Origin of the sequence: Oxalobacteraceae sp. CFBP 8761 (assembly GCA_014841595.1) — a bacterium.
GTDB lineage: Bacteria > Pseudomonadota > Gammaproteobacteria > Burkholderiales > Burkholderiaceae_D > Telluria.
The window spans coordinates 647054-670852 of sequence record JACYUE010000001.1 but is presented as its reverse complement, the minus strand read 5'-3'; the positions used below and the strand labels follow the sequence as shown (position 1 = coordinate 670852).

The window sequence follows — 23799 nt, the reverse complement described above, 5'->3', positions numbered from 1 at the left end:
CGGCAATGAAAGTGCTAGGCTAGCGGAATGACCACACCGCCCCTGCCCTATCTCGATCCGTCGCACCTGACGGCCGCACTGCGCGACACCGGCTACGCCCTGCTGCGCCCTGACGACGTTGCGCTGCTGGCCGGCTGCAGCCTGCAGGAGCTCGCCACGCTCGTGCCGAGCTGGGACCGGCTCGAGCTCGACGATTACCTGAAGGATGGCGGGCGCTATCGGCGCCGCCGTCACTCGTGCTTCATCGACGATGGCGCCAGCCTGGTGCAGACGCCGCACCGCGCGCACTGGCAGCCGGTCGAGTACAACGCGCTGCACGGCGGCATGCACCGCCTGTTCGCACCGATGGAAACGGCGACCGTCGCCAACCCGGCCTGGGAACGCCTGCTGCATGCGCTCGGAGCGGTTTGTTCGGCGGTGACGCCAGCACAGCCATGGTTCGTCGAAGCGCACCAGTTCAGGATCGACACGGCGGACGGCATCGGCCGCCCGACACCCGAAGGCGCGCACCGCGACGGCGTGAACTTCGTGGCCGTGATCATGATTGGGCGCCATGGCATCAAGGGCGGCGAGACGCGCGTATTTGACGCCGATGGTCCATCTGGCCAGCGCTTCACGATGACCGACCCGTGGACGCTGCTGTTGCTGGACGACGCCGCCGTGATCCACGAATCGACACCGATCCAGCCGCTGGGCGAGCATGGTTACCGCGATACGCTGGTGCTGACCTGGCGCGCAGGGTCGTTCCAGGGCGAAAACGCTTAAATAGAGCAAAAAAAACGCCCGCAGAACCTGTTGGTTGGCGGGCGGCAAATCCAATTTTCGGAGAAAACTGGAGGAGACAGGTCCAATATATCTCTTTTTATTGTGCAGTGCAATACGGTAGATCTACTGTTGTAAATTTGTAGAACGCCCTGCCAAACCGCCCATTTTTCCGCACTGCACTATTTGTAATGACACCCGTGCAGCCCTGCCGGGGGCGTCACATTTGCTACACTCAGTTGCTTGCCGGAGCGCCGGATCACCGGATTGCTGGACCAGGCCGCGATCACCCAGACACCATGAAAACCATTCGACATCCACGTGCCCTTGCCATCGCCCTCGGGGCCGCGTCGCTGTGCGCCGTCATTGCGCTGGCCACGATCAACCGCGCCGACGCCAAGGAAGAAAAGGCCGCCCCGCGCCCTGCCCTGAGCGTCACCACCACCCGCCCCGCCACCACCAGCCTGCCGATCAGCCTGACCGCCAACGGCAGCATCGCCGCCTGGCAGGACGCCGTCATCGGCAGCGAATCGAACGGACTGCGCCTGAACGAAGTGCGCGTCAATGTCGGCGACGTGGTCAAAAAGGGCCAGGTGCTGGCCGTGTTCGCGGATGAAACCGTGCGCGCCGACATCGAGGGCGCGCGCGCCGCGCTGCTCGAAGCGAAGGCCAATGCCCTGGAATCCAAGGCAAATGCCGACCGCGCCCGCGCACTGGAAAGCTCCGGCGCCCTCAGCGCCCAGCAGGTCACGCAATACGTGACGGGCGAGCAGACCGGCGCCGCGCGCGTCCAGTCGGCCCAGGCCACGCTCACGCAGCAGCAGCTGCGCCTGAAGTACACGCAGGTGACGGCGCCCGACAGCGGCGTGATCTCGGCTAGGGGCGCCACCGTCGGCGCCGTCGTCGGCGTGGGTACCGAACTGTTTCGCATGATCCGCCAGGGCCGCCTCGAATGGCGCGCCGAAGTAACGGCGCAGGACCTTGGGCGCATCAAGGCGGGCACGCGCGCCATCGTGCGCGGCGCCAGCGGGCTCGAAGTCACGGGCAAGGTGCGCGTCGTGGCGCCGTCGGTCGATCCGCAGACCCGCCTTGCGCTGGTCTATGTCGACCTGCCGCCGGCGCTGTCGGGCGACATGCCGCTCAAGGCCGGCATGTTCGCCAGCGGCCGTTTTGAACTGGGCACGTCGAATGCGCTGACCGTGCCGCAGCAGTCGATCGCCGTGCGCGACGGCTTCAGTTATGTGTACCGCCTGAATGCGGACAGCCGCGTGAGCCAGCTGAAAGTCACCACCGGTCGTCGCCTGGGCGACCGGGTCGAGATTGTCGGCGGCCTGGCGGCCGACGCGCCCATCGTCGTCACCGGCGCCGGGTTCCTGAATGACGGCGACCTGGTACGCAATATTGCCACGCCCGCAGTCGCGCCGGCAGCTGCACCGGCAAAGGCTGCACGATGAATTTTTCCGCCCTGTCGATCCGCAATCCGATCCCGGCGATCATGCTGTTCGTCCTGCTCACCGTGGCGGGATTGATGGCCTTCAATGCCAGCAAGGTGCAGGACTTCCCCGACATCGAACTGCCGATCGTCACCGTCACCGCCGTCCTCGACGGCGCCGCGCCGGCGCAGCTTGAAACCGAAGTCGCGCGCAAGATCGAAGACTCGGTCGCCACCCTGCAGGGCATCAAGAACATCTACACGCGCGTGCTCGACGGCGTGGCCACTGTCACCGTCGAATTCATCCTCGAGCGCGATTCGGCCGAAGCCGTCAACGACGTGCGCGACGCGGTCTCGCGCGTGCGCGCCGACATGCCGGCCGAACTGCGTGAGCCGACCGTGACCAAGGCCGCCACTGCCGGGCGCGTCGTCTCCACCTTCACGATCGCCGCGGCTGAAGGCTCGGGCCTGGACGACCAGGACCTGAGCTGGTTCGTCGACAACGACGTCGCCAAGCGCATGCTGGGTGTGCCGGGCCTCGGTGAAATCCGGCGCGTGGGTGGCGTCACGCGCGAGATGCGCGTGGAGCTCGATGACCAGAAGATGGCGGCGCTGCGCGTCTCGGCGCTGGATATCTCGCGCCAGCTGCGCAATGTGCAGCGCGAAGCACCGGGCGGCCGGGGCGACGTCAGCGGCGTCGAGCAATCGGTGCGCACGCTTGCCACCGTCGGCACCGCGCAGGCGCTGGCCGCCATGGAGATCCCGCTGCCGGACGGACGCCACGTGCGCCTGGACCAGGTGGCGCGCGTACTCGACACCGTGGAAGAACCGCGCGCGCTGGCCGAGCAGGATGGCCGCCGCGTCGTCGCCTTCGAAGTGTTCCGCACGCGCGGGGCAGGCGAGATCGATGTCGCCACCGGCGCGCGTGCCGCGATGGAACAGCTCAAGAAAGAAAACCCGAAGCTGATCGTCAATGAAGTGATCGACAACTCGGTGTCGGTCGACGAGAACTTCGACGCCTCGATGCACATGCTGTACGAAGGCGCGCTGCTGGCGGTGCTGGTGGTGTGGTGGTTCCTGCGCGACTGGCGCGCGACGCTGATCGCCGCGGCCGCCCTGCCCCTGTCGGTGATTCCGGCCTTCCTGGGCCAGTACCTGTTTGGCTACACGCTCAATATGGTCACGCTGCTGTCGCTGGCCCTCGTGATCGGCGTGCTGGTCGACGATGCGATCGTCGAGATCGAAAACATCTCGCGCCACCTCCACATGGGCAAGTCGCCGATGCAGGCCTCGCTCGAAGCGGCCGACGAAATCGGGATGGCGGTGATCGCCACCACGTTCGCCCTCGTGGCCGTGTTCCTTCCGACCGCCTTCATGGGCGGCATCCCCGGCAAATTCTTCAAGCAGTTCGGCTGGACCGCCGTGCTGGCGATCCTGGCCTCGCTGCTGGTGGCGCGCCTGCTCACGCCGATGATGTGCGCGTACCTGCTCAAGGCGCCGAAGAACGCCGGCGTGGCCGGTCACGAGCCGAAAGACAGCGCGATCATGCAGCGCTACCTGGCCGTGATGCAATGGTGCCTGCGCCGCCGTGGCCTGACGATGCTGGGCGCAGCCGTGTTCTTTGCGGGCTCGCTGGCGCTGGTGCCGCTGCTGCCGACCGGCTTCATGCCGCCAGCCGACCGCTCGCAGACGCAGGTCAATGTCGAACTGGCGCCGGGCGCCACGCTGGCCCAGACCCGCGCCGTGGCCGAACAGGTGCGCCTGGAGCTGATGAAGGTCGAGGGCGTGACGAGCGTCTTCAGTTCGATCGGTGGCGGCTCGAGCGGCGACGCGTTCTCGCCGGGCGCCGCTGCCGAAGCGCGGCGCGCGGTGCTGACGGTAAAAACAGTGGACCGGAGTGACCGCGACGTGAAGCTGGGCGTCATCGAAAACACGATCCGCGAACGCGTGGCCGCCATTCCCGGCGCGCGCTTCACGGTCGGCATTCCCGACGCCGGCACCAAGATGCAGCTGGTGCTGCGCAGCGAAGATGCCAATGCGCTGAGCACCGCGGCGCGCCAGGCCGAGCGTGAATTGCGCGGCCTGCCCGGCATCGGCAACGTCAGTTCGAGCGCCTCTCTCGTGCGCCCCGAAATCATCGTGCGCCCTGACTTTGCGCGCGCGGCCGACCAGGGTGTGACGGCGGCGGCCATCGGCGAGACGGTGCGCGTGGCCACCGCCGGCGACTACGAGCAGTCGCTGGCCAAGATGAACCTGGACGAGCGCCAGGTACCGATCCGCGTGAAACTGCCTGATGCCGTGCGGGCCGACCTGGACGCGATCGGACGCCTGACGGTGCCTGGCAAGAACGGGCCGGTGCTGCTCTCGACCGTGGCCGACATCACGATGGAAAGCGGCCCGGCGCAGATCAACCGCCTGAACCGCACCCGCAATGTCACGCTCGACGTCGAGCTGTCGGGCCGCTCGCTCGGTGAAGTCAATGCCGAAGCGCGCGCGCTGCCCGTGTTCCAGTCGCTGCCGTCGTCAGTGACGATCGCCGAACTGGGCGACGCCCAGGAAATGCAGGCGCTGTTCGCCAGCTTCGGCCTGGCGATGCTGATCGGCGTGCTGTGCATCTACGGCGTGCTGGTGCTGCTGTTTTCGGACTTCATGCAGCCGGTGACGATCCTGGCCGCGCTGCCATTGTCGATCGGCGGCGCCTTCGTGGCGCTGCTCGTGACCAGCAATGCGCTGTCGATGCCGACGATGATCGGCCTGATCATGCTGATGGGGATCGTGACCAAGAACTCGATCCTGCTGGTCGATTACGCGATCCTGGCACGCCAGGCGGGCATGAACCGCTTCGACGCGCTGGTCGATGCCTGCCACAAGCGCAGCCGGCCGATCGTGATGACGACCATCGCGATGGGCGCCGGCATGCTGCCGCTGGCGCTGGGCTTCTCGGGCGACCCGAGCTTCCGCTCGCCGATGGCGGTGGCCGTGATCGGTGGCCTGATCACGTCGACGTTACTGAGCCTGCTGGTCGTGCCGGCCGTGTTCACGTATGTCGACGACTTCGAGAATTGGCTCAAGCGCACCGGGCGCAAGATGCGGCGCCAGCCGGCGCGGGCCGTCGAGGTGGACAACACCCCGGCCTGAGCGCGCGCCTTCAGCGAGGTTCTTCGACGCCGGCAGCCTGCAGCAGCTGCCAGAGCGCGAAGACCTTCGCGCCATCGTTTGCCGGGCAGTACTGCAACAGCCCGGTTCTGCTTTGCTCGTTCATCGTATCGACGATCCTCCCGATCAGCGCCGCATCGTCGGCGCTGACGATGGCCAGCGGATGCGCCCAGCGCGGGCGGCCCGGTTCGCGGCCGAACAGCCAGACCGGCAGCACGCCCGCCAGCAGCAGCGGGCACACGACGGGAATCAGGTAGGTCCACCAGGGCGACCAGAGCGCGCCGACCAGGCCAGTCAATCCCAGACTGGCCACGATGGTCGCGCCATATAACAGCGCGCCGCACCGTTCGAGCCAGTCCGGTGGATACGCCCTTGCCAGCCGGTTCACCACGCCCTGCAGACGAACATGGTCGCCGCGTGACAGGGCTTGCTCGGCAGGATCGACGACGGTGCGCAGCATGCTCATGATGGCCTGCCCTGCAAGGTGGCGATCAGCGCCACGACGATCGTGCATGCGATCCAGATCGACCACAGCGTATGCGTCATGAAATGCGCGCCACGCAGCTGCTGCAGATAACCGACCGTGGTGCCGGCGCCGATCGCCAGCAAGGCGGCGGCGCGCGCCCGCGCTGGCCGCGCCGGCAACCAGCAGACGGCCAGCGCCACCAGCCACAACGCGCTCGACGCATGGCCGGCAGGCAGGCATTGGCCCGGCAGCGTGTCGGCCGGGAAGACGCCAAACAGGCGCACGTATGGCTGCTCGCCGCCATAGCGCAGCAGGTCCCACGGGCAGTGCGATGCGCTCAGGTGTTTCAGGGTACTGGTCACGGCCGGCACCAGGATGGCCGCCAGCGCGACGATGCGCAGCTGCAGGCGGCCAAGGGCGCCCAGCGCTGCGCGGGGCCGCCAGGCATCGACCAGCGCGTAGCCGACGATGCCTACGGCAAGCAGCATCAGGAGCTGCTTGACGATCACGTGGTTGAACGTGACGGTCAGCCACGCATCGCGCCAGGGAAAGACGCGGCGCTCTGCGTCGAACACGGCATCGGCCAGCACCAGGTCGAGATCCGTATAGCGGCCCAGCCACAGGATGGCCAGCGCGCCCGCCGCCAGCATGATGGCCAGGCGCCGCAGGGCGTGCGCCGACAGCAGCGGCGCGTGCAGCCCAGGCTCGGCCCGCATCTGATGAAGCTCACGCATCTCAAGCATCTCACGCATTTCACGCTCCCCGCACGCATGCATGGAACAGGTCCAGGCGCGGATTGAGCACCGCCGTGTTCACGTCGAGCATGCCGAGTACCGAGTGGAACACATTGTCATGCGACAGCGGCTCGTTGCGCCGCGCGGCCAGGCAACGCCGGTCGATGCGGAAACGCTCGCTGAAACTGTCGGACATCCACAGCATCATCGGCACCTCGGTCTGCTCGCGCGGCGCGAACAGGTACGGCGCGCCGTGCAGATACACATTGTTCTCGCCCAGCGACTCGCCATGGTCCGAGAAGTACAGCATGGCCGTATCGGCGTCCTGCGCGGCGGCGATCGCGCGCAAGCCGTCGATGGTCTTGCTCAGGAAGTAGTCGGTGTACAGGATCGTGTTGTCGTAGGCAGCGCGGATCGATTCGCGCGAGCAGGTATCGAAGTCATTGCTCGTGCAGACCGGGCCAAAGCGGCCGAACCCGCGCGGATAGCGGCTGGCATACGCCGGGCCATGACTGCCTTTCTGGTGCAGCACGACGACCAGGTCCTTGCTGCTGTTGGCGAGCAAATCAGGCAAGCCATCGAGCAGGCGCTCGTCGTAGCACTCGTCGCCGCTGCAGTGCATATTCTTGCCATCGGGCCGCGACAGATCCTCGAACCCGACGCGGTTGCAGACGCCCTTGCAGCCCGAATTGTTATCGCGCCAGAGCACGGTGAAACCCGCATGCGCCAGCACGTCGAGCAGCCCTTCCTGGCTCGCTGCCTTCGACTGGCTGTAATCGTTGCGGCCGAAGGCGGAAAACACGCACGGCACCGACACCGCAGTCGCCGTACCGCACGAACTGACACGCGAAAAATTGATCAGGCCAGCTTGCCGTGCCAGCAGCGGATTGGTGTTGCGGGCGTAGCCATCGAGCGAAAAATTCGCCGCCCGCGCCGTTTCGCCCACGACGATCACCGTCAGCGTCTTGCGGTGATGACCGGCCCAGGCCGCGCCCTTCACGGCATCGCGGCCCAGCGGCGCAACCACGATCTCGGCCGCCCAACGGCTGCGCAGATACCCGTGCACGGCTTGGATGAAATTGGTGGGCGTGAGAAGGAAGCGCAGTTCGCGGTGCTCATGCAACGTCGGCGCCAGGCTCTTGAACAGCAGCGCCAGCAGGACAAACGCCAGCAGCAGCGAGCCGCCGGCATTGCTGCTGCGCTTGAGCAGCCCTTTCACGCCGCTGGGAAACTGGATATTCGCGCGGGCGATCCACAGCGATGGCAGCACGCCCAGCAACCCGATCCTGGCGGCCATCTGCCAGCTGATCAATTCGGTCGCTTCGCGGGTATCGGTCTCGAACATATTCTGGATCATCGCCTTGTCGATGACGATCCCGTAAGCCGCGATGAAGTAGCCTGCGGCGGATGCCGCCAGCACGAGGACGATCAGCACCGGCTTGGCGAGGTAGCGGAAGCTGGCCAGTGTCAGGCAGGCATTGAAGAACAGGACAACGATCAAAAACGTTCCGGCAAGCGTGGGCAGGCTGGCCAGCGACACGCCACCGGTGGCGCGGACCAGCACCGTCCAGAACGTGACATTGCCCAGGCTTGCCAGCAACAGCGCCACGCCCAGCACGAGCAGCGATGCATCGATCCGTTTTGTAAACAGTTTATCCATTTCACGCCCTTGTCGACATTGCAGCAATCATCGCTGCAGTGCTTCAAGGATAGAAAGGATGATGGCAAGCCACCGTCAACGCGGCGTTAGGATGGCGTGAACGCTACAGGAAAAATGATCGTGAAGCGGCTGCCGCCACTCGGGCGGTTCTCGTACACGAGCGACGCGCCCAGGTATTCGCAGATGCGCTTGACCAGCGACAGGCCGAGCCCGGTGCCGGCCGATCCGCTCGACGGGATCGGGCGTGCGCCTTCGCCCAGCGTCTGCCGTACCGCATCGGGCAAGCCGCGCCCCGTGTCTTCGACCGTGATGCGCCCCGGTTCGATCACGACCGTGACTTCGCCCTGCTCGGTGTACTGGCAGGCGTTGCGAATCAGGTTGGCGATGGCCGACACGCACAGTTCGGCAGGCGCGCAAATGCGGAACGCGGCATCGCCGACACAGCGCAGCGTGACGGGCCGGCCCGTCACCATGGCCTGGTAGCGCTCGGTTTCGCGGCGCGCGATCTCGTTGACCGAGACGGGAGAAAACAGGGCGAGCTGGGGTGCGCGCGCCAGCACCAGCAGCACCGTCACGCACTCTGTCGCTTCCTGTGCAGCCCGGTAAATGCGCTGCGCAGGCGCCTGCACCGCCGGGGTCCTGCCGTTTTCGACGAGAATCTCGGCCGCGCCCATGATGACGGTCAGCGGTGTGCGCAGCTCGTGGCTGACGTCGCCCGTAAACAGGCGTTCACGATCGAGGTATTCGCGCAACTCACGCGTGTGCGCAGCCAGCGCACGCGCCAGCGTTCCCAGCTCGTCGGCCCGTTCGGTATGCGGCAAGGCAAATGCGCCCTGACCCACGGCGTCGGCCAGTTCGCGCAGCGGCGTGACGATGCGCCTGCCGACAAAGCGACCGAGAAACAGCGCCAGCGTGACGAAGCCGGCAAAAAAGGCAGCGAACATCGAGTACACCAGGATCTCGATCTGCTCGTAATCGCTTTCATGGTCGACCACGACATACGGCCCCCGTTCGTCGGCGCCAGCCAGCACATGCAGGCCGATGCCATCGACCTCGGCTTCGGACACGCCGGTCGGCAACGCGCGCAGCGAGAGCGGGATATCGTCGCCCCGGTGGAAGCGCAGGCCGGCCGGCAGGTCGGCCGGCAGCCCGGCGGCGGCCCGGGGGCGCGCCCATTTTTCGACTTCGGCCAGGCGCTCGTCGACCAGGTGCACTTCGATGCCCTCGACCACCAGCGCGGCCAGCACGGCGAAGAACAGCGACAGGACCACGCCGAACAGGATGAAGGCGCCGACGATTGGCCGGCTGAGCGAACTAGCCGGGCGCATCGGGCATCGCCAGTTTGTAGCCGACACCGGCAATGGTATGGACCAGGGGCGAGGCAAACGGCTTGTCGACCGCCTGGCGCAGCGCGTGGATGTGCGTGCGCAGCGCGTCACTCTCGGGGCGGTCTTCGCCCCAGACCGCCTGCTCGAGCGCTTCGCGCGGCACGATGCGCGGGGCCGCGGCCATCAGGCAGCGCAGCAGGACATACCCGGTCTTGGTCAGCACGATCCTGACGCCGTCACGCGAAGCCTGCTGCTGGTCGGGATCGAACACGAGCGGGCCAAAGCGCAGGACGCGGCTGAACGCGTGCTGCCCGCCCGCACGGCGCGCCAGCGCTTTCAGGCGCACGTCGAGTTCGACCAGGGAAAACGGCTTGACCAGGTAGTCGTCGGCGCCGCTGTCGAAGCCCAGCACCTTGTCCTGCAGGCTGTCGCGCGCCGTCAGCATCAGCACCGGCGTCGCGCTGGACAGCTCGGTGCGCAGCTTCTGGCACAGCTCCAGCCCGCTCAGGCCGGGCAGCATGACGTCGAGGACGATGACGTCGTAGTTGTTTTCGGACGCCAGCGCCAGGCCACCGTAGCCGTTGCGCGCCGAATCGACAGCGTAGCCCTTCGGTTCAAGGAACCCGTACAGGTTGGCCAGGATGTCAGGGTTGTCTTCGACGATGAGGATGCGCATGCTGGTCATTGTAAGGCGAATCTGTCGCCGTTTTCAGCGCGGGCGATAGCGCTGCTCGCGATACAGGATCGACGGCAGGATCACATGCGCCATCGCCTTGTCGACCTGCGCCTGCGTCGGGCTGCCGCTGCCCGGGCTGAAGTGCCCGCTGGCTGCGTCGTACCGGCCCGCCAGCGGCGATTGACCGGGCCGCAGCACGGTGGCCGAGGCGCCTTCGAGGTAGGCGAAATAATCGTTGAACTGGATCAGTGCACGGCCCGGCGTCGTGCTGTCTTTCGCAAGATCGCGCCCGATCATCGGGTGCGTGCTCGACACGCCCAGCAGCGACAGCAGCGTCGGCGCCAGGTCGATCTGGCTGGCGATGGTTGCAATGCGCTTGGGTTCGATGTCCGCGCCCAGGATCAGGCCCGGAATGTGGAATTTTTTGATCGGCACGAGGCTGTCGCCGTACACGCGGTTGTCGTGATCGGCCACGATCAGAAACACCGTGTCTTTCCAGTAGGCCTGCTGTTTGGCTGCGCGGATGAACTTGCCAAGCGCGTAGTCGGCATACTTGACGGCATTGTTGACGGTCTGCTTGTCGCCGTCGTGCAGCGCGATTTTACCGTCCGGGAATTCGAACGGCTCGTGGTTCGACGACGTGAAGATCAGGCTGAAGAACGGCTTGTTCGCGGCGTGCAGGGTGTTCAGGCGCTCGAGCGACTTGTCGAACAGGTCTTCGTCCGATGCGCCCCAGCTGGCGACGAAGGTCGGTTTCATGTCGCCGATATCGACGATCTTCTGGAAGCCGTTGCCGGTGAAGAAGCTGCGCATATTGTCGAAGTGCGCTTCGCCGCCGTAGACGAATTCGGTGTGGTAGCCCTGGTCGCCCAGGCCGGCCGCCAGCGTGTAGAAATTCTGCTGCGACAGCGACAGCTTAACCGTGCTGCGCGCGGGCGTGGGCGCGTAACCGGCAACCACTGCCTCGATGCCGCGCACCGAGCGGGTGCCGGTGGCGTACAACTGCTCGAACCACCAGCCCTCGCCCTTCAGCTTTTCGAGCTCTGGCGTAACGGCCAGGCCGCCCAGCGACTCGACGAACGTCGCGCCCAGGCTTTCCTGCAGCACGATGACGAGGTTCAGCGGCCTGGCGCGCGTGACGGCCGCGCTCTGGTAGTGCCGCGTCGGCTGCTCTGAGTTAGCGAACTGATAATCGCGCAGCCATGGCGCCGCTTTCACTTCGGCAAACACCTTGGCGCGCGGGAAGTCGCCGTAGATATCGGACGATTTGGCTTCGTTGTCCATCGAGCGCATCGCGTCGAGCACCGACCATGCCGAATTGATGACGAGCGAATTGACCATCGCATCGCCCGTGAGCGCGAACATGGCCGGATTGGCAGGCCGGTGGCCGGTGGTCGAGCGGATCTGCATGAACACGAGCAGGCACAGGACCGGCCACACCAGCAGCATCCTGCGGCCCGGCCACATCAGCGTGCCGGCGGATGCGCCTTTCAGCAGGCGCACCAGTGCGACACCCACGAGCACGGTGACTGCGCAACCCAGCAGCACTGCCGTGCGGAAGCCATGCCACAGCGTGGAAAAGACTTCCCGGGGATTGTTCAGGTATTCGATGAACAGGCGGTTGGGTCGCACGTCGTACTGCATGATGAATTGCGGCGATGCGACTTCCATGAACAGGATGAAGATCAGGGCCAGCATCGTCCAGCCCAGCGTGAAGCGTTGCCACAGGCGGGCCGTACGGCGATGCGCCAGCAACGGCGCCAGCAGCAATGGAATGGCCAGGCAATAGCCAAGCAGAATCAGGTCGGCGCGCACGCCCTGCACGATGATCTCCAGCACGGCGCCGGTGGCATGCACGCGGTCCCATTGCCAGGCCAGCATTGCCAGGCGAAATCCCGAGAGCAGCACGAGGCCGATGAGCAGCATCTGCACCAGCGGTGCGAAGGGGCCGGCGATGCGTGTGCTGCGTGCCAGCCATGAAGATGCAGGGCGTGTCGGGGCGGTGGGCGCCTCATGCAGGTAGAGCTCGTCTGTCTTCATGAATCCGTCGGATAGGCCGGGCCATGCGCTGCCCGGCGATGAATCGATCACGCGGACCTGGATCCAACGCGCCTTCTGATGCGCTACGAATGCTAGATTGCCCACCGTCATCGTCACGTTAATCAGACGTTAAGAAAGCGTTAAGATCAGAATGAAAAAAGCCCGGCCAGCAGATGCTGGTCGGGCTTTGGATCGGCACATCGATGATGCGCCGGAATCAATCCACGGAATAAACCGTGGATTAATTGCGCGTAGAATTAATCGCGGTACGAGTTGTAGTCTTTGCGGTAGTCGTTGCGATAATCGTCACGATAGTCGCTACGGTCGCTCGAGCCACCCAGCAGCTTGGCCAGGATGAAGCCCACGCCCACTGCAGCCAGCAGTGCGCTGCCTGGGTTGTTCTTGACGTATTCCTTGCCCTGTGCCGACAGATCCGAGTACTTCTCGGTGATCTGGGTCGAACGGTCGCCGAATTTTTCTTGCGCGGTGCTGATCAGGCCAGTGACCTTTTCGACGCCTGCGTGTGCTTTCGAAGCGATGTTGTCGACGACTGGCTGAGCGGCTTGCGCTGCCTTGTCGATGGCGCCATGTGCTTTCTCAGGCGTGATCGACGACATTGCTGCCTTGATGCTACCAGCGGCGTTTGCTGCGGTGTCGCTGATCGACGATGCGGCCGACGAAGCCGACGAGGTCGATGGGGTCGACGACGAACCGATGGTCGAACCCGACGTGTTGCCGGCGCCGGTGCTGGCGCTGCTGCCGCTGTTGCCCAGACCGCTGTTGCCGGTCACGCTGCTCGTGCCCAGCGAACCGGTGCCGGTGCTGGTGCTCGACGACGACGCGTTTTGCTGGTTGCCCGAACCTGGGTTCGAAGCGTTGGTTGCGTTGATGCCTTTACCCTCGGTAGACTTTTGATTATCCATGATGTAACCCTCATAAAATAGTGATCAACGCGGAGTAGAACGAAATTCGACTAGCACCACATCTTTGATTGAATAAGTCCGATACAACAAGCGGGAACGATCTTTGACTGCGCTACATCAACATCGATTTGACTCGGCATCTCTGTACATTTTCTTTGCGTCCCATCCCGGTTGGCCACCTTGCGGCAACTTTCCGAGTCGCAGTATCGGATTCACTGCGTCGCGATACAAAAAATACAATGGGCACCCTGCGCAGACCGTGCGCTGACTAACAGAACCATCACATCGGTTCATAAAGCGGTCATTTTGGGTGATTTAGGCGCACTTTGCGGCAGCTGGCGGTACCATACGCCCCCTCATCACAGACAGGAACGCCTGACATGGCAGTAGAGAAGGACCCGGGCGCCGCGCGCCTGCCGCCGCTGCGGCGCACGGACGCGGCGCAGGCAGAACAGGACGCCGCGGCGCGCGCGCAGCGCGATGCACAGGTGCGTGGGGTGGACTCGATTCCGGCCATGCGCGAGGCGATCAAGGAAGCGGCGCGGGCGCTGCCCCCGTTCACGCAGGTGCCGCGCCTCGCGCGGCTCGATGCGGCGGCATTCCGTACGCATGCGCTGGCCGGCATGCCGTTTCTGGTCACGGACGTGGTCGGGCGCTGGCCGATCGTGCAACTCGACATCACCACCTTGCGCACCCAGTACGGCCACCTGCCCGTGCGTGCACGCGTGGGCGACTACGTGCATACCGCCTTCGCGCCGGACCGGGCCATGCAGGACATGCTGCTGCGCGACTATCTCGATCTGTCCACCCCGGTCGAATCGGGGTTGCCGCCTTACGTGGGCAATCTGGCGCTGCGTGAACTGAACCGGCTGTGCCACTGGCCGGCGTATTTCGACAAGATGGGCCCGCCCCGCTTCTGGATCGGCCCGGCGCGCACGATCACGCCGCTGCACTGCGACTACGACGACAATATCTTTGCCCAGATCCGCGGCGTGAAGCGCATCTTCCTGGCCCCGCCCCACCACGATGCGTTCTTGTATACGCGGGAAGCCAATCCGCTCCTGTTCGGGTCACCCGTCGACCCCGAAGCGCTGGACGACGCGCGCTTTCCGCTGGCGCGCCAGGCGGCGCTGGTGGAAGTGATCGTCCGGCCGGGCGACATGCTGTATGTGCCGGCCGGCTGGTACCACCAGGTGCGCGCGCTGGAGTTTTCGCTGTCGTCGAACCGCTGGGCGCGCGGGTTGCCGCTGGCACTGGCGGGCCGGGAGCCCGGTTAGGCTAGGCGGTCGTTGTCGGCTGCTCGACCGCGTGCTCGGCCGACTTTTCCTCGCCCAGCTTCAAGAACTGCGTGGAAGGCCCGCCATCGGCATTGTGCTGCACGATGCGTTCGGGCCGGCCCTTCGCATCGAGCCAGACCTGGCCGATGCCGGAGCCGTTCCACAGGCGCTCGCCGTGCTTGCGCTGATCGGGCAGGTGCGGCGTGATCGACATCGCACGCCGCTTGGTGAACCAGTTCAGCGGCGAGCGCGGCGAATACAGCCAGCGGTTGAGGCGATCGAGCCAGTTGAGCAGGTCTTCGGGGAATTCGTTCTTGAAGCCGCTGCTGGTGATCTGCCAGATGTGCGGCGGCCGGGTGTCGTCGCGCACTTCGACGTCGTAGGCGAATGAATAGTGGACGTCGCCCGACAGGATCACATAGTTGCCCGGTGTGCGCGAGTGGCGGAAGATATTGAGCAGGCTGCGGGCTGCGCCGCGGTGCGCCATCCAGTTCTCGGCGTCGACGGTCAGGGCCTGGCCCATCAGCGTGGCAATCTTCTGCACCACCTCGATCAGCTTCACGCCGAACATCGGCGCCGCCGACACGATCACTGCCGCCGTTTCATCGATCAGTTCATGCTGGAACTCGGTCAGCGATTCCCAGTCCATCAGGCCGGACGGATGGCTCGGACGGCGCTGGTTGCGCCAGCGCCGCGTACGGGTGTCGAGCACGATCACGGCCGGCTGCGTGCGCAGCATGTAATCCCACTGGCGGAACGTCAGCAGCCGCTCGATCAGCGCGCCATGCGGTTCGGGTTCGAGGCGGTTCCGGGAATCCGGCCTGGCGGCCATCGCGGCCATGTCGTCCAGCACCTCGCCGAAGACATCGGGCCGGTTGCCCCAGCCCTGGCACAGCATGTAGGCCACCAGCGCATTGCCCATGATGCGGCGTGAAAACGGGTGGCCGTAGGCGGTCTTTTCCCACTTGTACGACAGATTCCAGTCATCGGTGACGTCGTGGTCGTCGAAGATCATCAAGGTCTGTACGTGCGCCATCAGGCGCGCTGCGCGCGGCAATTCGTCGCAGAAGCCGTGCAGGATGCCGGCTTCCTCGTGCCAGCGCTCCTGGTGCTTGGGGTCGAGCTGGGGCATCGCGATCTCGCCAATCACCTGCCACGGCACCGGCGACCAGACCAGCAGGTACATGGCCAGCACTTCGCCCAGCGTCATCAGGTGGTTGTCGGCATTGGCCGTCGTGAAGATCGGTTTTTCGACGCCGCCGAAGAACTTCTCGCGCAGCGCCTCGCTCGACTTATGGGCCGGCAGCAGGCGCTGGCGGCCATAGTAGCCGTCGGGATGGGCGTACAACTCGTCGCTGTCGGCGACGATGGCGCCTTCGACGCATTCGCCGAACAGGCCAAGACGTTCGATCAGCGCGTGGGTGGCGCCCAGCATCGGGCCGGCCACATCGTCGGCATATACCTGGTCGCCGGCCAGCAGCAGCATCGATGGGCGCTCGCCGGCCTGATCCACGTGCCCGGCGATCAGATCGTCGCCCCGCGCCAGACCGTCGCGTGACGGGTGATGCGGCTTGCGGCACGAGCCATACAGGATGTTGTCGGAGCGGCTGCGCAGCACCATGTTGGGCATCGATGCGCCATCGTGTACCAGGTGCGGCGCCCAAGACGCAATGCCCTGCTCGACGCCTTCGACATCCGTCAGCAACAGGTCGTAGTCGATCAGCGTGTCCTGCGGAAGTGGCGCGGGCAGCGTGACGTCGATGAAGTGAATGTGCGCATCGCGCCCGATCGGAATGATGCGGCACGAATCTTCACCCACCACCAGCCGCTGTGCCTCGCCGCCATGCGGTTCCAGTACCAGGGTGAAGGACAACGGTGTGCTGCCGACCAACCAAAGGACGAGACGGCCAGGTTCGAGGCGGCGCAACAGGGGACCGACGAGGACGGATGGGAGGCCGTTGGGGGTGTGTAGGTGGATCACGCGGACGACGGCTGGCTGTGAAAAAAGTCGGGTCAGTGTAACAGAGCCATCTGGAAATCAAAGTTGCTCATGCACGCGCGCGGGCACGCAGGATCACGTCAGATGCGTTTTCGGAAATAGTCAGGGAGATGTAAATTCTGCTTGCACGGCGCGCAGACTGCGATAGAATAAATGAGAATCATTATCATTTGATGGAGGGCGCTGTCCTCCTGCCACTTTCTGTGCCAAGGATCTGCCATGTGCGACAAACACGCTTCGACCGTACCCTGCTCCAACGATGGCGCTCAGAGCTCGCGGCGGCGGCGCGTCTGGGAGTTGTCGCATGCGTCGCATTGTCCGCTGGTGGGCGTGGGATTGCCGTTGAATGGCTTGCGCAAGCTGGTCGAGAAGGTCACGGGTGGGAAGGTGCTGCATGATGATTACGATATTCACGTCGGCACCGTCAGTGAATGCGCATTGCGCACGCCTGTTGCGGATGCCGTCCAGAAGGAACTTGAACGCCGTTATGCCCAGCATGTCCAGCGTTTCCGCGCGGCCAAGACCACCGAGCAGGTCGAGGCCATGTGGGCGGCAGCTGTTGCAGCCGGTGACGTGGCTGGCGCATTCTGGGCTGGCCTGTCCCATCCCCGCTGCACGGTGTCGCTCGAAGAAAAGATGTGCCGGGATATCCACATGGTCCAGCACCAGGCCGGCGCCTGTGCCCGCGCCGACATCAACAAGTTCAATGCGATCGTCGCCGACCATTCCCGGCTCGAACGCGAGGTCGTCCGCCTGCAGGAACGGTGCAACGTGTTGACGCAGGAAAAAGCGCTCGACGCCGAGCGCCATGAGCAGCTCCTGATGACGGCGCGCGCTGCCACCATTGCCCGCGACGGCGATGTCGCCACCCTGCGCGCCGAGCTGGCGCGTCTGCAAGCCAGCATCCCAGACCTCGACACCCGCGAGCGCATGGCCGAACGCATCGTGCAGCTGGAAGCGCGCGAGCAGGCCCTGCGCGCGCAGGTGGCCGAGCTGAAGGCGTCACGTGCCACAGCGCCGGATGCCGACGAAGCGCCCGCGCCGGAACCCGTCGCCGTGCCCGTGGCGATGCCGGTACGACTGCACAACCGCGCCGTGCTGTGCGTGGGCGGGCGCAGCAGCAGCGTGCCGATCTACCGGACGATGATCGAGCGCGTCGGTGCCCAGTTCGCGCACCATGATGGCGGCCTGGAAGACAGCAGCAGCCAGCTCGATGCCAGCCTGGCGGCCGCCGACCTGGTGATCTGCCAGACTGGCTGCATCAGCCACAGCGCCTATTGGCGTGTGAAGGACCATTGCAAGCGCCATGGCAAGCGCTGCGTGTTCGTCGACAATCCGAGCGTATCGAGCCTGGCACGCGGGTTGCAGGAAGCAGCGACTGAAGCCACCCAGCCCGGCTAAAGACGTCCGGCGCCCATGCTGCCGGCAGGCGGATCGCCGCCACCGTGCGATCCAGCCGCATCCTGATGGACGACAAGCCTGAGGCGCTCCCCGCTGCCAGCGCCTGTTGCCCGCAACGACGGCCTCCCCCGCAGGACTTGACGATGTCATCTCTGACGCCATCCCCGTCTGATCGACCGTGAGCAACCGCCTTGTTGGCACGTTGCACAGCCGCCCACTTCAGCGGTCGTGCGCCGCTGGTATGCCAGCGCCGCAATCGTCATTGCCAGCGCCACTTTCAGCGTGCCGGCATCCCCCCAAAAGATACTAGCGCACGGATACACGCAATGGCAGCAGCACGTAACGGTGTGCTGCAATCAGCGTGCGCAAGAAACAAATAACTCAGCCCCCACTCTCTCGATCCGTCGGTGCATGTTCACGCTTGAGAAGGCGTCGCGCGGCCAGGCAGTTTCCGAAAACTGCCCAAAGCGGACAGGACTGCCAAAAGATTTTATAAAGTAATTTTCATTTTTTTATATTAACTATTTCCTCCATCCGATCGTATACCGCGGATTAAAAACACGAGTTAATCAAGTATTAAAATAATATATTTACAGTTTCAATTTGATAGAAGCACACTATTGAATATGCATAGTGCATGTTCAAAATCTCATATAGGATACGCCCAATAAATACAGGCACACGACGGATTTTCTTTTCGACTTATGTCGTAATAACAGTGCTTGATGAGATAACCCGTATTGCCCCGCTTAACCATATAAGGTCAATCATGGATCGCATTTGCTCTTATCGCTGCGAACGTCAGTCCGGTCAAGGAATGATGGAGTACATCATTATCGTGGCGCTGATCGCTGTCGCTGCCATCGGTGTTTATTCGGCCCTCGGGCGCACGGTACGCGTGCAAACGGCGGGCATGGCACAGGAAGTAGCCGGCAAAACGGCGAGCACCGCCAACGCGACCGATGCGGCAAATGCAGCAGGTGGGCGCGCGAACGATCCACAGAAGGTCGGTATGGGTCAGTACAACTACGCCAACGATCAGGGTGGAAACCAGTAACCCACCATAACGCGCTGCCGGTTCTTTCTGAATCGGTGGCTAGTAGATCCGCTGGCGGTAACTGCGCTGGCGGGAAGCTGTAACCACGTCGCAAAATCAAACCTTTTTTAACCAATTTAGGAGTTAAGAACATGAAATTCAATCGCAGCCATAAGCAACTTGGCCAGGGCATGATGGAGTACATCATCATCGTTGCATTGATCGCCGTCGCCGCCATCGGTGTCTACAGTATGTTTGGCAAGACGATCCGTAATCAAACCGCCGGTCTGTCGAAAGAGGTTGCCGGCCAAAATGCCAGCACTCAGATCTCGAATGCAGGTACCTCTGCTGAAACGGCCGGAACACGTGGCAATGCGAACAAAGGCATGAGCCAATATAACGATCAGAACGATCAAGCTGGCGGTAAATAAGGAAAGCGCGGACGCTCGACATGATTTCGACGCTCCAATTGCCTCAGGAAAGTCTGGCCGGCTTGCAGAAAAAGACGCAAGCCGGCCAGGCCCTGATATTCACGCTGTTATTTGCAGCAGTAACGGCGATTGTTTGCCTGATCTTGTATAACAGCGGCAAACTTGCAAATACCAAGACGCAGCTGCAAAATGCCGCAGATGCTGGCGCATATAGCGGTGCCGTGCTCTTGGCGCGCGATCATAATTTTGCCGCTTATACCAATCGGGCGATGGTTGCCAATCAAGTTTCAGTCGCGCAACTAGTTAGTCTCAAATCGTATGTCGATGACGCCGCTGCTACCCACAGACGAATGGGTAACACCGCGCACACGACAACATCGAACGTGGTTCCTGCAATAAAGCCGGCCTGGCTGTTGGCCAAGATCATGCCGATCCAGGCCATCGCGGCGGCCTATGACGCTGCTGCGCCGGGCCTGGTCGTCGGGCTCGATCGACTTATCCGAATCCTCGAGACAGCACAGGAAGCCCATCATACGGCGACTGCCGTCAATGTATCGCTGGTCGCTAACCAGGTCGTGCAGCGCAACGATCCGGACGCCAGTGTGAGCCTGATGAATTTCCAGACTGCGGCATACACCGCGAATCAGGTCAGGGAGTGGGCGGTGTACACCAATAATCATCGCGCCAACAATCGTTCGGCCGAGTCTGACCGCTTCGCCAACGTGGTCGTCGATGCCGACTCGACCGATACCTTTATCCGCGACCGTGAATCGACGCTGACAGCAAGCTGGGCCTCGGTACCCAGGCCAGGCGCCTGCGCCGGCGCTGCGGTCCCTTTATTCACCGTTTATAACTTCAACCACAAAGGCGGCACGATTTTGTCAGCCAATCAACAACGCTGGATGGCGCTCGATGCCACCCAGGGTGTCGGCGTGTTGATCTGTGTTACGCCTGCAGGCTTTCCACTGCCAGTACCCCTGCTCCAGGATGGCCGGGGTGGTTCGGCTGGCGCCCTGGCAGGTACCAACGGCGGCTATGGATCCCGGGTCGGCTTTGCCGGTAACCCGTCAGAGACACGCAACTTTGGTGGCGCCACCACGGGTTTGACAACCGTCCCGGGCACGGCGCGCTTTCGCCGCGGGCCCGGTCAGAGCTTGGATGCCAGCACCGGTGGTTTGCAGAATTACTATCGCGACGTTACCGATATGTCCACACCCGCCAACCAGAGTGCGTTCGAAAACGGCGCTGCCAAACCATTCACCATCGAAGTGCGCCATGCAGGCACGCAAATTCGCACCTCCACCCGCGTGATTGGCAATGGCGCCGGAACCATCAAGGCTGAGGAAGCGCTAAAAGGAGACACCATGCGCGCAATGGCATCGGGCGCTGCATACTTTTTCCGCGCCAATCGCGACAGCACTGCATTCAATCGTGCCGGTTGGCAGCGCGAAGACAGTCGCACTGAAATGGCGAACTTGTTCAATCCTTACTGGCAGGCGCAACTGGTAGAGAATCCGCAAGCCGCGCTGCTGCTCTCGGTGACGGCACCATGACGCGCCTGATGCACCGCCGCTGTCCGGCCCAGCACGGCCAAGCAATGGTCGAATTCATCGTCGCGGCACTGTTTTTCCTCGTGCCTTTGTTCCTTGCAATTGTGGTGCTTGGCAAATTCAGCGATGTCCAGCACACCACGCAAATGGCGGGTCGCTATGGCGCGTGGGAACGTACCGTATGGTATGACGACAGCGGAACCTCCTTCGACACCATTAATTCCAGCAACCAAAAAAGCGCGACAGAAATTGGGCGCGAGATTGGCGTGCGCGTCATCAACGACCGCTCGAAAGCCAACAGCGTCATCGCGGATACGGACCGCGCGGCAACGACCTTCGCCAATGGTATCGATCCGATGTGGCATGACAATGCCAATACAGCCTACCTGAGTCGCTATGAGCAGCAGCAGTCGTCGGTCCAACGCGCCACCTTGTCGGCCGATGTAACCGGCGCTGCAGTCAGTGCCCTGGGCGCCCTGTCGATCCCCGGCGTGACCGGCTCACTGGCACCGCCGGTACCACGCGACACCTTTGCCGTGGCACGTGTCGATTTTCGTGAAGTGGCGAAGGACAGCCGAGCCTACCAGGTGCTGTGGCCGCGCACGAGCGTCTGGAACGAACAGTGGAATGGTGTGGATTTCGGTGCTACCAGCGCCATCCTGTCCAATACCTGGTACGCCAATGGCTCGCAGGCAACTACGGAAATGGTGCAGGCGAGCGTCCCGTTTGCCCAGGCGGCACCCAGGGCCGCCGCCGATGCCGTATTGCTGGGATTAAAAGCATGGGATGTGAAATCCTGGGATGCCGAATTCGGCAAGGTAGCGCCGGACGTGGTGCCCGGAGACCGTTTGCGATGAGCCGCCAAAACATCCGGATCGTACCGCTGTTGCGACGCGCTTCCTGCGCTGCCTGTCTACCCATGGTCGTGCTCCTTGGCTCTGCAGCGCAGGCATGCCCCGAAAAAATTCCCTCTGGCATGAAAGCAGTTTCCGTCGGCGAGGGCTTGTCCGTAAATGCCATTGGCGTATCGATCCTGCAAGTCGAGGGCCGTGAAAAAATGCCGACGTTGCTCAAACGCATGAGCAAGGAGTGGCAAGACGCCGGCTATGCCGTCAGGCTGAACCAGGCCGAAGGTTGGCAGGTGGTTTCGGCGCTGAGTGAAAAATGCCTGACCACATTGCAGCTGATCGAACGCGATGGATCGTTTGGCTACATGGCCGTGAATCGCCTGGCCAAGCCGATAAAGGCCCGCCTTCCCGCCCTGCCGCTTCCGCGCGGGGCGCGGATCATATCGGATGTGCTGAGCGACGACGACGGCCGCAGGGCCAGCACGATGGTACTGGCTGCCAGCCAGCCAGTGGCGCAGCTTGCCAGCTACTACCAGCAGGTGCTGAAGGACGCGCGCTGGTCCGGCGTGCGTACCCTGACTGGTGCCGACAACAGTGACATGCCAAGCCGTGCCACGGTCAGCGGCCAGCTCGGGCGGGAACGTGTCGAGATCGTCATCGTTCAAGACGGCGGCGCCAAGGTCGTGATCAATATGGCTACCGAGCTGTGACAGCGCGAACCGTACAGCGCGGGCAGGCAATGACCGAATACCTGGTGGTTGCGGTGTTTTGTGTCGTCTTGCTGTTAGCAGTTTCGCTGGGACCACAGCCAATTCAAGAATTGATCGACGCAGTCAAAAATTATTTTCGTGCTTATTCCTACGCAATTTCCGTGACTTCCTGAAAGTGAAACTGGCAAAAATGGCAACGACTCCCGCTGTAAGAATTGCTCGATTAAAAAGTCCCTTGTTTCTTTTGGTAGCTGCAGCCTTGATGGCTGGCCTCGTAGCATGGGTTGCCTACTATTACTTGCAGCAACGCGAGGCAACAATGAAGGCGGAGATCGATGCTCGTGGCAAGCGATCCAGCACGCCCCGGGTCGAAGTTGCTGTACCGATCAAGGATGTGGCAGCCGGCACGGTACTGAACAATAATAATTTTGTTGCCCGGCCGGTGGAAGCAGACCTGGTATATCCAGACAGCATTCTGGCCGCTGATTTTGCTTCGATGGAAGGGATGAAGCTGGCCCGGCCCGTATTACGCGGCCGTCCGGTACGGCTGACCGACCTGACCGCGCCGGAAATCCGCGACGTCGCCTCAATCTTGCCCGTTGGCCAGCGCGCCCTGACGATCGATATCGACAATATCAATTCGATTGCCCAGACCTTGCGCCCGAATCATCGCATTGACGTTTTCCTGCTGTCAAAGACGCCGCGCAGCGCCAGCGGGGATAACGGTGAGGAAGACGGATCAGCGGCCGAGCAGGCAACCTTGTATATGCAGAATCTGGTGGTCCTGGCGACCGGCACCGATTTCCAGGACGTCAACCAACTGGACGACGCCGCAGCGGCCAAGATGGCGCGCCCGGGCGAAGTCCCTGGCAAGGAAAGAACCTACGATACCGTTACCGTACTGGTTAGCCCAAAAGAAGCAGCAAGGCTGATTGTCGGTCAAAAAATGGGGAGCTTCCGTGTCGTCTTGCGCGGTACCGAAGACCGCTCACCGGTACGTCTGGCGACCTTGCGTGGCAGCGATTTGTTGCCGGGCGCGCAAAAACAGCGAGATGGCGGGATCGAGTTCATCGTAGGCGGCAAGGGGAACCTGATCTCGCAGATGGATGTGGCGCCGTCACAAGACATCGGGAAGGCCATCCGTCAGGCCGAGCAGCTTGCGCAGGCCAACGCAGGACAGGGGCCAGCGCGCGCGGCGTCGCAAGTTGCACCTGCCGCTGCTGCCGCGCCTGCGCCTGCGCCGAACACCATGACGCTCACAGTACCGATGCCGACCACGCGGGCCAATAGCCCGGTCCCATCCTTCAGCAACTAATCGCCGCCACGCGGCCTGCAGCCAGTCCGCTTTCTCAAAATACAATATATCGCGT

The 23799-nt window shown here is 63.4% G+C and carries 19 protein-coding genes; 11 read left to right on the top strand and 8 right to left on the bottom strand.

Annotated features, from left to right (window positions below; translation table 11 throughout):
- Nucleotides 1-27: 27 nt before the first annotated feature.
- The 3 genes from IFU00_03050 to IFU00_03040 all read left to right on the top strand — a co-directional run bounded on the left by IFU00_03050 (nucleotide 28) and on the right by IFU00_03040 (nucleotide 5332).
- A complete protein-coding gene (locus tag IFU00_03050; GenBank protein MBD8541257.1) occupies nucleotides 28-765 on the top strand; it encodes a 2OG-Fe dioxygenase family protein in 738 nt (245 codons plus the stop codon).
- Between the two features lie 296 nt (nucleotides 766-1061).
- Nucleotides 1062-2216 carry an efflux RND transporter periplasmic adaptor subunit gene (locus IFU00_03045; protein ID MBD8541256.1) on the top strand — a complete coding sequence of 385 codons (1155 nt, stop codon included), beginning with the start codon at nucleotides 1062-1064 and terminating at the stop codon, nucleotides 2214-2216.
- Nucleotides 2213-5332 (top strand): efflux RND transporter permease subunit, encoded by a 3120-nt coding sequence (locus IFU00_03040; GenBank protein ID MBD8541255.1) that lies wholly within the window; start codon nucleotides 2213-2215, stop codon nucleotides 5330-5332. Before IFU00_03045 ends, IFU00_03040 begins: the two co-directional genes overlap by 4 nt.
- Before the next feature lie 10 nt (nucleotides 5333-5342).
- Here IFU00_03040 and IFU00_03035 read toward each other — a convergent pair whose 3' ends face one another.
- The 7 genes from IFU00_03035 to IFU00_03005 all read right to left on the bottom strand — a co-directional run bounded on the left by IFU00_03035 (nucleotide 5343) and on the right by IFU00_03005 (nucleotide 13177).
- Nucleotides 5343-5816, bottom strand: a complete 474-nt coding sequence (locus IFU00_03035) for a hypothetical protein (protein MBD8541254.1) — start codon at nucleotides 5814-5816, stop codon at nucleotides 5343-5345.
- Nucleotides 5813-6466 (bottom strand): phosphatase PAP2 family protein, encoded by a 654-nt coding sequence (locus IFU00_03030; GenBank protein MBD8541253.1) that lies wholly within the window; start codon nucleotides 6464-6466, stop codon nucleotides 5813-5815. Before IFU00_03030 ends, IFU00_03035 begins: the two co-directional genes overlap by 4 nt.
- Before the next feature lie 103 nt (nucleotides 6467-6569).
- Nucleotides 6570-8210 (bottom strand): phosphoethanolamine--lipid A transferase, encoded by a 1641-nt coding sequence (locus IFU00_03025; GenBank protein ID MBD8541252.1) that lies wholly within the window; start codon nucleotides 8208-8210, stop codon nucleotides 6570-6572.
- 86 nt (nucleotides 8211-8296) lie between these two features.
- On the bottom strand, nucleotides 8297-9538 hold the full coding sequence (locus IFU00_03020; GenBank protein MBD8541251.1) for a HAMP domain-containing histidine kinase: 1242 nt from the start codon (nucleotides 9536-9538) through the stop codon (nucleotides 8297-8299).
- A complete protein-coding gene (locus IFU00_03015; protein ID MBD8541250.1) occupies nucleotides 9525-10214 on the bottom strand; it encodes a response regulator transcription factor in 690 nt (229 codons plus the stop codon). The genes IFU00_03020 and IFU00_03015 overlap by 14 nt, the downstream gene beginning before the upstream one ends.
- A gap of 33 nt (nucleotides 10215-10247) precedes the next feature.
- The gene (locus tag IFU00_03010; GenBank protein MBD8541249.1) at nucleotides 10248-12254 is read right to left on the bottom strand and encodes a sulfatase-like hydrolase/transferase; all 2007 of its coding nucleotides are present in this window, start codon (nucleotides 12252-12254) and stop codon (nucleotides 10248-10250) included.
- A gap of 257 nt (nucleotides 12255-12511) precedes the next feature.
- Nucleotides 12512-13177, bottom strand: coding sequence for a hypothetical protein (locus tag IFU00_03005; GenBank protein MBD8541248.1), 666 nt, complete (start codon nucleotides 13175-13177; stop codon nucleotides 12512-12514).
- A gap of 380 nt (nucleotides 13178-13557) precedes the next feature.
- On the opposite strand from IFU00_03005, the gene IFU00_03000 reads away from it, so the two are divergent.
- Nucleotides 13558-14454: a cupin-like domain-containing protein gene (locus IFU00_03000; GenBank protein ID MBD8541247.1), complete on the top strand. Its 897-nt coding sequence runs from the start codon at nucleotides 13558-13560 to the stop codon at nucleotides 14452-14454.
- 1 nt (nucleotide 14455) lies between these two features.
- On the opposite strand, the gene IFU00_02995 is transcribed toward IFU00_03000, so the two are convergent.
- Nucleotides 14456-16381, bottom strand: coding sequence for an alkaline phosphatase D family protein (locus tag IFU00_02995; GenBank protein ID MBD8541246.1), 1926 nt, complete (start codon nucleotides 16379-16381; stop codon nucleotides 14456-14458).
- 291 nt (nucleotides 16382-16672) lie between these two features.
- Here IFU00_02995 and IFU00_02990 point away from each other — a divergent pair, with 291 nt between their 5' ends.
- The 7 genes from IFU00_02990 to cpaB all read left to right on the top strand — a co-directional run bounded on the left by IFU00_02990 (nucleotide 16673) and on the right by cpaB (nucleotide 23744).
- A complete protein-coding gene (locus IFU00_02990; protein MBD8541245.1) occupies nucleotides 16673-17854 on the top strand; it encodes a DUF2325 domain-containing protein in 1182 nt (393 codons plus the stop codon).
- A 769-nt stretch (nucleotides 17855-18623) separates the two neighbouring features.
- Nucleotides 18624-18911, top strand: a complete 288-nt coding sequence (locus IFU00_02985; protein MBD8541244.1) for a pilus assembly protein — start codon at nucleotides 18624-18626, stop codon at nucleotides 18909-18911.
- 131 nt (nucleotides 18912-19042) lie between these two features.
- Complete coding sequence (locus tag IFU00_02980; protein ID MBD8541243.1) at nucleotides 19043-19321, top strand: pilus assembly protein; 279 nt, start codon at nucleotides 19043-19045, stop codon at nucleotides 19319-19321.
- 20 nt (nucleotides 19322-19341) lie between these two features.
- On the top strand, nucleotides 19342-20874 hold the full coding sequence (locus tag IFU00_02975) for a hypothetical protein (protein MBD8541242.1): 1533 nt from the start codon (nucleotides 19342-19344) through the stop codon (nucleotides 20872-20874).
- Entirely contained in the window at nucleotides 20871-21728 is an 858-nt protein-coding gene (locus tag IFU00_02970) for a pilus assembly protein (GenBank protein ID MBD8541241.1), read from the top strand. Before IFU00_02975 ends, IFU00_02970 begins: the two co-directional genes overlap by 4 nt.
- Nucleotides 21725-22429, top strand: a complete 705-nt coding sequence (locus IFU00_02965; GenBank protein MBD8541240.1) for a hypothetical protein — start codon at nucleotides 21725-21727, stop codon at nucleotides 22427-22429. Before IFU00_02970 ends, IFU00_02965 begins: the two co-directional genes overlap by 4 nt.
- A 175-nt stretch (nucleotides 22430-22604) precedes the next feature.
- Entirely contained in the window at nucleotides 22605-23744 is a 1140-nt protein-coding gene (cpaB, locus tag IFU00_02960) for a Flp pilus assembly protein CpaB (GenBank protein ID MBD8541239.1), read from the top strand.
- Nucleotides 23745-23799: the final 55 nt, after the last annotated feature.

Excerpts from the sequence above, each read along its gene's own strand:
- IFU00_03050 (MBD8541257.1), top strand. The coding sequence starts at position 28 with ATGACCACACCGCCCCTGCCCTATCTCGATCCGTCGCACCTGACGGCC.
- IFU00_03045 (MBD8541256.1), top strand. The coding sequence starts at position 1,062 with ATGAAAACCATTCGACATCCACGTGCCCTTGCCATCGCCCTCGGGGCC.
- IFU00_03040 (MBD8541255.1), top strand. The coding sequence starts at position 2,213 with ATGAATTTTTCCGCCCTGTCGATCCGCAATCCGATCCCGGCGATCATG.
- IFU00_03035 (MBD8541254.1), bottom strand. The coding sequence starts at position 5,816 with ATGAGCATGCTGCGCACCGTCGTCGATCCTGCCGAGCAAGCCCTGTCA.
- IFU00_03030 (MBD8541253.1), bottom strand. The coding sequence starts at position 6,466 with ATGCTGGCGGCGGGCGCGCTGGCCATCCTGTGGCTGGGCCGCTATACG.
- IFU00_03025 (MBD8541252.1), bottom strand. The coding sequence starts at position 8,210 with ATGGATAAACTGTTTACAAAACGGATCGATGCATCGCTGCTCGTGCTG.
- IFU00_03020 (MBD8541251.1), bottom strand. The coding sequence starts at position 9,538 with ATGCGCCCGGCTAGTTCGCTCAGCCGGCCAATCGTCGGCGCCTTCATC.
- IFU00_03015 (MBD8541250.1), bottom strand. The coding sequence starts at position 10,214 with ATGCGCATCCTCATCGTCGAAGACAACCCTGACATCCTGGCCAACCTG.
- IFU00_03010 (MBD8541249.1), bottom strand. The coding sequence starts at position 12,254 with ATGAAGACAGACGAGCTCTACCTGCATGAGGCGCCCACCGCCCCGACA.
- IFU00_03005 (MBD8541248.1), bottom strand. The coding sequence starts at position 13,177 with ATGGATAATCAAAAGTCTACCGAGGGTAAAGGCATCAACGCAACCAAC.
- IFU00_03000 (MBD8541247.1), top strand. The coding sequence starts at position 13,558 with ATGGCAGTAGAGAAGGACCCGGGCGCCGCGCGCCTGCCGCCGCTGCGG.
- IFU00_02990 (MBD8541245.1), top strand. The coding sequence starts at position 16,673 with ATGTGCGACAAACACGCTTCGACCGTACCCTGCTCCAACGATGGCGCT.
- IFU00_02985 (MBD8541244.1), top strand. The coding sequence starts at position 18,624 with ATGGATCGCATTTGCTCTTATCGCTGCGAACGTCAGTCCGGTCAAGGA.
- IFU00_02980 (MBD8541243.1), top strand. The coding sequence starts at position 19,043 with ATGAAATTCAATCGCAGCCATAAGCAACTTGGCCAGGGCATGATGGAG.
- IFU00_02975 (MBD8541242.1), top strand. The coding sequence starts at position 19,342 with ATGATTTCGACGCTCCAATTGCCTCAGGAAAGTCTGGCCGGCTTGCAG.
- IFU00_02970 (MBD8541241.1), top strand. The coding sequence starts at position 20,871 with ATGACGCGCCTGATGCACCGCCGCTGTCCGGCCCAGCACGGCCAAGCA.
- IFU00_02965 (MBD8541240.1), top strand. The coding sequence starts at position 21,725 with ATGAGCCGCCAAAACATCCGGATCGTACCGCTGTTGCGACGCGCTTCC.